At 31.6% G+C, this 8,815-nt stretch carries 9 protein-coding genes; all 9 read left to right on the forward strand.

Annotation, left to right across the window (positions count from 1 at the left end; translation table 11 throughout):
* Positions 1-534, forward strand: a 534-nt coding sequence (locus tag AB8B90_RS12860; protein ID WP_405337534.1) for a glycoside hydrolase family 30 beta sandwich domain-containing protein, incomplete at its 5' end; no start/stop codon positions are given.
* Between the two features lie 27 nt (positions 535-561).
* A complete protein-coding gene (locus AB8B90_RS12865; protein ID WP_405337537.1) occupies positions 562-2,064 on the forward strand; it encodes an MFS transporter in 1,503 nt (500 codons plus the stop codon).
* Positions 2,054-2,941 (forward strand): glycosyl hydrolase family 17 protein, encoded by an 888-nt coding sequence (locus AB8B90_RS12870; protein ID WP_405337540.1) that lies wholly within the window; start codon positions 2,054-2,056, stop codon positions 2,939-2,941. Before AB8B90_RS12865 ends, AB8B90_RS12870 begins: the two co-directional genes overlap by 11 nt.
* Before the next feature lie 289 nt (positions 2,942-3,230).
* Complete coding sequence (locus tag AB8B90_RS12875) at positions 3,231-4,115, forward strand: T9SS type A sorting domain-containing protein (RefSeq protein ID WP_405337543.1); 885 nt, start codon at positions 3,231-3,233, stop codon at positions 4,113-4,115.
* A gap of 70 nt (positions 4,116-4,185) precedes the next feature.
* Positions 4,186-5,436 carry a T9SS type A sorting domain-containing protein gene (locus tag AB8B90_RS12880; RefSeq protein ID WP_405337546.1) on the forward strand — a complete coding sequence of 417 codons (1,251 nt, stop codon included), beginning with the start codon at positions 4,186-4,188 and terminating at the stop codon, positions 5,434-5,436.
* Positions 5,437-5,502: 66 nt separating this feature from the next.
* Entirely contained in the window at positions 5,503-6,510 is a 1,008-nt protein-coding gene (locus AB8B90_RS12885) for a LacI family DNA-binding transcriptional regulator (protein WP_405337549.1), read from the forward strand.
* Positions 6,511-6,625: 115 nt separating this feature from the next.
* Entirely contained in the window at positions 6,626-7,258 is a 633-nt protein-coding gene (locus tag AB8B90_RS12890; protein WP_405337552.1) for a Crp/Fnr family transcriptional regulator, read from the forward strand.
* A gap of 63 nt (positions 7,259-7,321) precedes the next feature.
* A complete protein-coding gene (locus AB8B90_RS12895; protein WP_405337555.1) occupies positions 7,322-8,122 on the forward strand; it encodes a sulfite exporter TauE/SafE family protein in 801 nt (266 codons plus the stop codon).
* A gap of 84 nt (positions 8,123-8,206) precedes the next feature.
* The coding region (locus AB8B90_RS12900) for an MBL fold metallo-hydrolase (protein WP_405337558.1) at positions 8,207-8,815 on the forward strand (609 nt) is incomplete at its 3' end.

The following is an 8,815-nucleotide window of genomic DNA, read 5'->3' on the forward strand; positions in this document are numbered from 1 at the left end:
TGTGTAGATTCCGAAATACCAAAATGGAAAGATGATAAATGGTATTGGTCTAAAGAAGCAACAGATTGGGGCTGGGACTGGGCTTCTGAAAAAGATAAACATTTACATCCAAAATACGCTCCAGTAAACAGATATGCCAGAGACATTATTGGATGCCTAAATAATTGGGTTGATGGATGGATCGATTGGAATATGGTTTTAGACAAAAAAGGTGGTCCGAATTGGTTTGAAAATTGGTGCGTAGCTCCAGTCATCGTTGATCCAGATAATGATGAAGTATATTTTACGCCAATTTATTATACCATGTCTCAGTTCAGTAGATATATTCGGCCAGGTGCAGTTGTAATTGGTGTTCAAAATACTAATAAAAGTATAATGGTTACTTCAGTTAAAAATCCAGATAATTCAATTGTGGTTGTCTTGTTCAATGAAGAAGCAAAAGCGAAAAATTTCAATTTAAAATTAAATAACAAAAGCATTAATCTAAAAATTGATGGACAAGCAATACAAACAGTTGTAATTCCTAGTTTATGAATTTTAGGTTTATAAAAATAATTTAGTATGTCTATAACATCACACAAAGTTCCAATGTCCCAAAAGATTGCATTTGGCATTGGTATGTTTGCCAACCAAATGTTCCCAGCAATTATGGGGATATTTATGGTTGTTTTAGTGGAAGATCTTGGTTTCCCTGGTTGGATGTGGGGCGTGATTTTCTTTGCACCAAGAATATTCGATTCAATCACAGATCCTATAATGGGTTTCATCTCTGATAATACAAAATCTAAATGGGGACGTCGAAGACAGTATGTATTTATTGGTGCTATTGTAATGGGTGTTTCCTACATTATCATGTGGCAACTTTTTAGAGATAATACACTGCAATATAATTTTTGGTATTTCTTTTTGTGGTCTTTAGTTTTTTATTTAGGGATTACATTTTTTGGCGTGCCTTATGTAGCAATGGGTTACGAAATGAGTGATGACTTTCATGAGCGTACTAATATAATGGCAATTGCCCAATTTATTGGACAATGGGCTTGGGTTATTGCTCCTTTGTTTTGGATTATTATGTACGATCCAAATTGGTTTCCATCAGCAGATGTAGCAGTAAGGCAGTTATCAGTTTGGGTAGCTATACCTTGTGCAATTTGTGCAATGGTACCTGCGCTATTTATTAAAAGCGAGTCAACACTTGATAAAGATTATGAACCATTAAACAGAGGTAATATTGGAAATAGTTTAAAAATAATTTATGACAGTTTTATAGAAGCGTTTAAGATAAAAGAGTTTAAAAAAATATGTGCAGCTACATTTTTAATTTTTAATGCTTTTAATACTGTAGCAGCCCTTACTTTTTTTGTAATTGTTTACAAATTATTTAATGGTGATGCAGAAGCATCAGGTATTTGGGTGTCTTTATTTGGTTGTTTAGGTGCTTTAGGTACTACATTTATAGTTATTCCTGTTGTAACTAAAATGTCTAAGGTCTTTGGTAAGAAAAAAGCATTTATGCTTGCTCAAGGAATTTCAATTATAGGTTATATAATGTTATGGTTCTTATTTGTTCCTGGAAAACCATGGATGTACATCATAGCGCTTCCGTTTTTTTCATTTGGTATAGGAAGTTTATTTACTATAATGATGTCTATGACTGCAGATATTATAGACGTTGATGAACTCAATACAGGAAAACGTAGAGAAGGTATTTTTGGTGCTATTTATTGGTGGATGGTTAAGGTTGGTTTTGCCATAGCTGGTGCTTTGAGTGGTCTTATTATTTGGGTGGTTGGTTTTAATTCAGATTTAGCCACTACAGATCAGCAATCTGCTGTTGATGGGTTGCATGCTTTCTTTTGTTTTTTTCCTATGGTTGGTACTCTTGCAGCAATGTATATTATGCGTAATTACGCAATTACTGAAAAAAGTGCTGGTGAAGTTAGAATTGAGCTTGATAAGCGAGCAAAGACTATTGAAAATATAGATAATGATGAAACTTTATCAGAAACAATAAAATTGAAACGAAAACAAACAATTACTAAAGAGAATTATAATGTCGGTTAGAGCTGGAAAAATAATGGCTTTGGCAGGAGTAAATCTTGCTGAAAAATCTGAAAAAGAATTAAAAAAGTTATTTAAAGACACCTTACAAAGTGGAATGCATGGTCTTTGTTTTAGTCCATATGAAGAAGGACAAGAGGCTGGTGATCAAATCTCAGAAGAACAAATTCACAGACGAATGAAAATTATTAAACCATATACAAAATGGATTCGAACGTTTTCATGTACTGATGGAAATGAGTTAATTCCTGAAATTGCTCACCAATATGGCATTAAGACCCTAGTTGGTGCTTGGTTAGGTAATGATGATGACATAAATAAAAGAGAAATTTTGGGCTTAATAAAATTGGCTAAGAAAGGTTATGTAGATATTGCAGCAGTTGGTAACGAAGTGATGTATCGTGGCGATTTAACTGAAAACGAATTACTCGATTTTATGAGTCAAGTAAGAGAGGCTATTCCTCAAGAAATTCCAATGGGTTACGTCGATGCTTATTATGAGTTTACTGAAAGACCAAGAATCACTGAAGCTTGTGATGTCATATTAGCAAATTGTTATCCTTTCTGGGAAGGTTGCCCATTAGAATATTCGCTCTTATATATGAAGGAAATGTTTGCTCAAGCAACTGTTGCTGCTAAAGGTAAAAAGGTAATAGTTACAGAAACAGGTTGGCCGAATTTTGGATCTAATTTTGAAGGTTCTATTCCCTCGCATATTAACGCTGTTAAATATTTCCTTAATTCACAACAATGGTCTAAAGAAGACGGTATTGAAATGTTTTACTTTTCTTCTTTTGACGAATCATGGAAAGTTGGTGATGAAGGTGATGTTGGTGCTTTTTGGGGTTTATGGGACAAGAATGAGTCTCTGAAATTTTAATAATCAGAGATTGGCTAACAAAATAACATTAAAGTAAACACTACAATCCTGTAATCAACACAACATTACCACTACACAAAGTTATAATGTTAAAATGTTTAACAGTTGAGTGTATCCTTTAATCACTTATAACTACCTTAAACGCTAAGACTTTGAAGATATTTTCGTGTTGTATGATTTTTGTAAAGGCGAAAACATTGAAATTAAACTATAGTATGATTATCTTGTCAAAGTATGATAAGCATACATTCAAATAACTAATAATTAATTAACTAAATACTTTTATACTATGAAAAAAAATTACATTTTTATTGCATTAATGGTTATGGCATTATTGCCAGCTACAGCTCAAACAGCTATTAATTTTGATCCTACAAGTACAGAGGGTACAGGATGGATTGGATTTATGAATGTTTTCGAAACTCCTGCAAACGGAAGTGGATATGTATTTGGTTCTGGATGGGGAACAGTAGATCTTGTTGTTGAAGACAATATGGATGGTTCTGTAACTCTAAAGCCAAATAGACTTAATGATACAGATGGATTTTGGCAAACAGGTAACCTTACTGGGAATAAAATCATGGATGCTACTTATTATCTAGAAGATGATTCATTAGCAGGAACATCTATAACATTCAATGGACAAGTTGTTAGTAACACATTAGATGACTCTACTTTAGATTATCCAATTACTTATGAAGCATTTATCAAAGTATTTGCACCAGATTACAGTTCTTTTACGTCTTATACTTATGATTTAAGTGAAGGTAATTTCACCATCACTTTAGCTGCTGCTCAATCGGCTGTTGGTGATCACATTCAATACGGATTCAATATGACTGGTCCTAACATTAACATTGATATGTCATTTGATGCTGCATATGATGCTTTAGGAGGAATTACAATTGACGAAAATTCAACTCTTTCACTAGAGTCTTCAGAACTTAATGAATTTACTGTATATCCTAACCCAACAACTTCTGGATGGAATATAAATTCAACAAAACAAATCAATTCAATACAGGTTTATGATGTACTTGGAAAACAAGTTGTTGATTTAAATCCTAATTCAAATGAAGTTACAATTGATACTTCAAATTTAATTTCAGGTATTTATATTGCTAAAATTAATTCTGAGAGTGAAAGTAAAACAATGAAGTTAATCAAGAAATAATTGATTATATATTAATAGTAAAAGCCATATTTGCTTATGCATTATGGCTTTTTTTTATCTCACAATAGCCATGAAAACAATTGTTCAAATACTAATTATAGTATCAATTTCTTTATCTTTTTCGCAAACCATGCCCATAGATTTTGAAGAGCCAGAAGATGTTATAAATTGCTTAGATTGTTCTTTTACTTTGGTAGATGATGCAGGAAATATAGTTGCATCAATTGCTGGAGGAGGTTTGCCTTTTGATACAGCACAAATAAATTTAGCAGAAAATTTAGATTTGTCAGATGATAATAATAACACCATTACATTGAGAATTAAACCAATTGCAGATTACGGAACTAGAACTCATCTTTTAAAATTTGAAGGGGGAACAGGTCCCAATACTGAACTCTCATTTACTACAACTGGAACTGATTGGCAAGATATTAGTTTAGATTTCCCTAGTGCTCTAGGTAACTATGATTTATTAGTCTTTTTTCCAGATTTTAATAATAGTCAAGTCGGTACGTATTTAGTTGACGATATTGCTGGTGGAACTAATATTCCAGAGCTAGATATACCATCGCAAATTCCTAGTACTCCTAACAATGAAGTTTTAAGTGTATATGGTGATACTGGAGGCTTTACTAATGTTTGGGTCAGCGATTATGTTTTTGGAGAAAGCTCAATTGTTGATACAGATCCAACAAATACAGTAAATAACACATTAAAATTAGATTTTTCTATTGCTGGTTATGGAGAAGGGACAGATTCTGGTACAGTAACAGATGTAAGTGCTTATAATTATTTTCATTTTGAATATTGGACAAGTGATGCTACTCAAATTAGAATGATTTTAATTGAAGAAGATGGTACTGTTCAAGAGTATTTTTATGAACTACCAACTCAAGAATCTTTTGTGTTTAACACATGGACTAGTGTTGATATTCCTCTAACGTTCTTTACTAATCAAGGATTTAGTTTGGATAAGTTCTTTCAATACAAAATTGGTACATTATCAGATCTTGATACAGGAATAGCTTATTTTGACAATCTTTATTTTTCAGTAAACCCAGGAACAAGTCTAAATCTATCTGAATTTGACTTTATTGGAGTAGAAGTTTCACCTAATCCAACGACTGATTCATGGAATATTAAAGGACTTCAAAAAATAGAATCCATTCAAGTCTTTGATTTATCAGGTAAATTAGTTCATACTCTAACACCTAATACTGATGAAGTAATCATCAGTGCTATAACTTTAAATAAAGGGATCTATTTGGCTAAAATTAATTCAGAAAGTAAAACCCAAACATTGAAATTAATAAAAAAATAATAAAACAACACTTTAGCATATATTAAAAAGAATGTACTTTTATAAAAGTATTTATTTATGATATAAATGGTTACATTAAAACAACTTGCAGAACAATTAAACGTATCAGTATCTACTGTTTCTAAGGCTTTACATAATAGCGAAGAAATTAGTCAAGATACTATAGAACGTGTTAAAGCATTAGCAGAACACCTCAATTATAAACCTAATAAAGTTGCTATTAGTCTTAAAAACAGTAGGACTAATACCATTGGTGTTATTATTCCTAACATTCTAAATCATTTTTTTGCTAAAGCACTTTTGGCAATAGAAGAAGAAGCGTCAAAACAAGGTTATAATATTATTACCTGTTTATCTAATGAAGATAAATCTAAAGAAATAAACAGTCTGCAATTACTCTCTAATGGAAGCGTTGATGGTTTTATCATGTCTATAGCTGAAGAATCTCAAATTTCTGGGAATATTGATCATATCAATGAGATACTTAACCAAAATATTCCAATAGTTTTATTTGATAGAGTTTCTGAAAGCATCGCCTGTGATAAAGTCATTATTGATGATTTTGGAGCTGCATATGAAGCAACGAAGCACCTACTTTCTGAAGGCAGATCTCATATTGTTTTGCTTAGTAATATTGATGATTTAAGTGTTGGTAAACTAAGGACTAAAGGTTATGTTCAAGCCTTGAAAGAAACTCCAAATTACAATAGAGAACCAATTATCATTACTACTAAAAGAAATGAGGTAATTGATGACACTATTCAAAATTTGCTAGGTCATAATTCTTCTATTGATGGAATTATTTCAATCGATAATATTACTGGTGTCGTTGCGCTTCAAAAAGCATTAAAATTAGGATATAAACTACCACAAGATATATCAATTATTGGCTTTTCCGACGACAATGTTCTTCAGTTTACTGATCCAAAGTTGTCAACTATTTCTCAGCATACTTTAGACATTGGAAAAGCATCAGTTAAACTTTTACTTGATCGTTTAAAAAATAAAGAGAAAACTAAGCCTATAACTCAAACTATTAAAACGAAATTAATTTTACGAGAGACCACAAAGTAAGATCAACGTTTTATAGTTTTTAATAAGTACTTCGATTACATTGAATTCATATATAATGAATTTCTATTACAGTTATATATTTACAATTTTTATCTTTAAAGCATAAAATGAATGTATGTTAGAAGTTTTAAAACAAAACTACGGTTACTTATTTGAAGACGAATTGCTCAATGAGATTAATGATGTAGGTATTTATAAAAATGTAGTAGAAGGTTTTCAACTTATAGAAATTGGAGATTACATAAGATCAATGCCTCTTCTGTTAAGTGGAGCAATTAAAATTCTTCGTGAAGATGCAAATGGAGATGAACTTATTTTATATTTTATTGAAAGTGGTGATACTTGTGCAATGACCCTTTCTTGTTGCTTAGGTCAATCCAAAAGTGAAATTAGAGCTGTTGCAGAGACAGATACTGATTTGATTATGGTTCCTGTTCAAAAAATGGAAGAATGGTTAAGTAAATACAAAAGTTGGCAAAGATTTATTTTACAGAGTTATCATGATCGTATGACTGAATTGCTTCATGCTATTGATACTATTGCTTTTTTAAGACTTGATGAACGTTTATTTAAATATTTGAAAGATAAAGCCATGGTTAATCATAATGAAATTATTCATGTTACCCATCAAGAGGTTGCAAGAGATCTTCATACCTCACGAGTTGTGATTTCAAGATTATTAAAAAAATTAGAAATTGATAAAAAAATAGAACTTCACAGAAATAATATTAAGGTAATTGATCTGTAAAAGTAACTTTTGTTACCAAACTCCTTTCAAATTCAAATTAGATTTGATTGAAATTATTATAACATGGATATACAACAAATATTTGGGTATTTAGGAGCACTTGTAATTGGTATAGTCTTGGGACTTTTAGGTGGAGGTGGCTCTATTTTAACCGTTCCAATTTTAGTATATCTCCTTTTTATTAATCCTGTGACTGCTACAGCATATTCTCTATTTGTTGTTGGAGTCTCTGCATTAGTAGGAGCCATAAGAAATATGCAAAAAGGACTTGTTGATTATAAAACAGCTATAGTTTTTGCAATTCCCGCTTTCATAGCAGTTTATGCGACCAGAAAGTTTATAGTACCTGCAATTCCCGATTATTTATTTTCTATAGGAACATTTAATGTGACTAAGGATATTGCGATAATGTTATTCTTTGCTATTATTATGCTTTTGGCTTCCTTCTCAATGATAAAAAATAAACGAGACGAAATAGAAGCCAATACAAAAGTAGTATATAATTATCCTCTTATAGTTATTGAAGGCCTACTAGTAGGTGTTTTAACAGGAATCGTTGGAGCAGGAGGTGGATTCTTAATCATTCCAGCTCTAGTGCTTCTAGCAAAGCTTCCAATGAAAAAGGCAGTAGCAACTTCACTATTAATCATTGCTATTAAATCTTTAATAGGTTTTATAGGAGATATTGAAAATATTAATATTGACTGGCAATTTTTACTCCTTTTTACAACGCTTTCAGTAGTTGGAATTTTCATTGGCATTTATTTTTCAAAATTTATTGACGGAAAAAAATTAAAAAAAGGCTTTGGTTGGTTTGTTTTGATAATGGGCATCTATATTATATATCAAGAATTAACAAAGTAATGTTCTATTGTAACTTAAGTTACATGTTTGTGTTTTAATAACGACTATTTTTATACTATAATCTGTTAAAACAAATAAACTATTATGAAAGGAGAACAAATATATACTGGATGTCTAGCTCACGCTGCTTATTATATTGAGAACAATGGCGAAGCAGCAATCATTGATCCGCTTCGAGAAGTTCAACCTTACATTGATAGAGCGAAAAATGATAACGCTAAAATCAAATATGTTTTTGAAACACATTTTCATGCCGATTTTGTTTCGGGTCATTTAGACTTGAGCGAAAAAACTGGTGCTGAAATTGTATATGGACCAACAGCGCAACCCGGATTTAAGGCAACATTAGCCGAAGATGGTCAAATATTTAGGCTTGGAGATTATCAAATAAAAGTGATTCATACACCAGGTCATACAATGGAAAGCTCATGCTTTTTATTAATCGATGAGTTTGGTAACGAACATGGTATTGCAACAGGAGATACTTTATTTATTGGTGATGTAGGACGACCAGATTTAGCTCAGAAAGTCATTGCCGAATTAACTCAAGACAAACTTGCAGGTTTACTTTTCGACTCGCTTCGAAATAAAATCATGCCGCTTAATGATGATTTAATTCTTTATCCAAATCATGGTGCAGGTTCTGCATGTGGAAAAAATATGAGTAAAGAAACCACAGATACCTTAGGCAAC

Origin of the sequence: Psychroserpens sp. (assembly GCF_045105015.1) — a bacterium.
Lineage (GTDB): Bacteria > Bacteroidota > Bacteroidia > Flavobacteriales > Flavobacteriaceae > Psychroserpens.

Coding starts and splice junctions, on each gene's coding strand:
- AB8B90_RS12875 (WP_405337543.1), top strand. CDS start 3,231: ATGAAAAAAAATTACATTTTTATTGCATTAATGGTTATGGCATTATTG.
- AB8B90_RS12895 (WP_405337555.1), top strand. CDS start 7,322: ATGGATATACAACAAATATTTGGGTATTTAGGAGCACTTGTAATTGGT.
- AB8B90_RS12870 (WP_405337540.1), top strand. CDS start 2,054: ATGTCGGTTAGAGCTGGAAAAATAATGGCTTTGGCAGGAGTAAATCTT.
- AB8B90_RS12885 (WP_405337549.1), top strand. CDS start 5,503: ATGGTTACATTAAAACAACTTGCAGAACAATTAAACGTATCAGTATCT.
- AB8B90_RS12865 (WP_405337537.1), top strand. CDS start 562: ATGTCTATAACATCACACAAAGTTCCAATGTCCCAAAAGATTGCATTT.
- AB8B90_RS12880 (WP_405337546.1), top strand. CDS start 4,186: ATGAAAACAATTGTTCAAATACTAATTATAGTATCAATTTCTTTATCT.
- AB8B90_RS12890 (WP_405337552.1), top strand. CDS start 6,626: ATGTTAGAAGTTTTAAAACAAAACTACGGTTACTTATTTGAAGACGAA.